A 1,506-nucleotide genomic window follows, 5' to 3' on the forward strand; every position below is an offset into this window, starting at 1 on the left:
CCGCGCCGCCCGCGCCGCCCGCGCGTGGTGCGGCGCCGCGCGGCCCGACCCAGCCGGCCATGGCGTTCCGCGCCGCCTCGGCGGCCACGTCGCGGGCCAGGTCGGCGAGCGTCTCCGGATCCACCTCGGCGTGGCCACCCGCGTGCCGCCAGGGCATCGGCCGCTCGGCCTGCCCGCGTACGGCACCGGCGGTGTCGATCGCGACCGCCTTCACCCGCGTGGTACCCATGTCCACGCCGATCAGCAGGCCACTCACTGGCGACCCCCGGTCGTCTCGGGTGGCTCCGAGGGCAGGGGTGGGCGGCAGACGACTGCCTCGACGGGGCCGTCGAGCCGCCAGGCGCCCGCGGCGAACGGCACCACCGCGGCGTCACCGCGGCCCAACGGGACCGGGTCGCCGCGCGTGGGCACCAGCCGGCCGGCGCCGGCGGTGCCGACCACCACCGCGAAGCCGGCAGCGACCGAGGGACCACTGTCGCCTGTGGACAGATGTGCCCGGAAGTACGGCCCGGCGGCAGCGGGCATCAGGTCGGCCAGGCGACCCGGTTCAACCGTGTCCGGCCGGGTGACCAGCGCGTCCAGGTCTGCGATCGGCTCCAGGCGCAGCGCCTCCAGCGCCACGTCGAAGCCCAGCCCGAGGTGGCCGTCGCGCGGCACGTCGACCGCCATCCCCTCGGCCTCCAGCAGGATCGACAGGTCGGTCGGCTCCTGAAGCTCCAGCAGGAAGACGCCCGGGTCGATGCTGTGCGGCACGCCCGCCGGCACCAGCACCGCGTCGCCCGGCCGGACGGCCCGCGTGCGCAACGACTCCACGAGCCCGCCCGAGTCGCCGCTGTCCACCATCGCCCGCACGTCGGCCAGCCGCATCGGCGCGGTGAACCCGAGCCGGACGCGTGCGCCCTGGTCGACCTCCAGCACGATCCACGCCTCGGTCTTGCCGTGTGGCAGCCCGAGGTGCCGCCGCGCGAACGCCCGGTCCGGGTGCAGGTGCACCGGCAGCCGCTGCGCCGGGTCGAGCAGCTTGACCAGTAGTTCGGTCGACGCGCCGTACTTCGCCACGTGCGCCGCCCCGAGCCACGCCTCCGGATCAGCGGCGACCGCGTCGCGCAGCAGCACACCGTCGGCGAGCTGGGAAAGGCCCTGTTCAGGCCGTGATGTCATCGGTGTCATCGAGGCGATCCACTCCTCGGGCCGGCGCGCGCCCGCCTCGACGGTCCCACCGCGCAGCGCGGCAATCCGCTCTCCGCCCCGATAAAAGTGCTCGGGATGGTTCCGCGGGAGCAGCTGCGCCGCGATGTTCATGCACGCCTCCTATGACCCTCGACCGATGACATCGATGTCATGGCGGCAAGTTAGCTGTGTGACGCCCGCCACGTCAAGACCTTGTGACCTCCCCGTTACCCGCCGGAAACACGCCGACCCCACCACCCACACCTCTTCCGTCGATCAAGAAACCCTGGCCCTTCGGGCCACCCGCAGGTGGGTGAAACTCGTGGTGGCGTCGCT

At 73.8% G+C, this 1,506-nt stretch carries 1 protein-coding gene and 1 pseudogene; both read right to left on the reverse strand.

All coding sequences use genetic code 11. The annotated features are described in order from the left end of the window. Positions 1 to 256: pseudogene (locus tag V6V89_RS41335) on the reverse strand (hypothetical protein); the annotation flags it as partial. Further along, positions 253 to 1,302 (reverse strand): class I mannose-6-phosphate isomerase, encoded by a 1,050-nt coding sequence (locus V6V89_RS41340; protein ID WP_334625207.1) that lies wholly within the window; start codon positions 1,300 to 1,302, stop codon positions 253 to 255. The pseudogene V6V89_RS41335 and the gene V6V89_RS41340, both read right to left, overlap by 4 nt. Positions 1,303 to 1,506 lie beyond the last annotated feature (204 nt).

The sequence above is a fragment of the Micromonospora sp. CPCC 206061 genome (assembly GCF_036906915.1).
GTDB lineage: Bacteria > Actinomycetota > Actinomycetes > Mycobacteriales > Micromonosporaceae > Phytohabitans.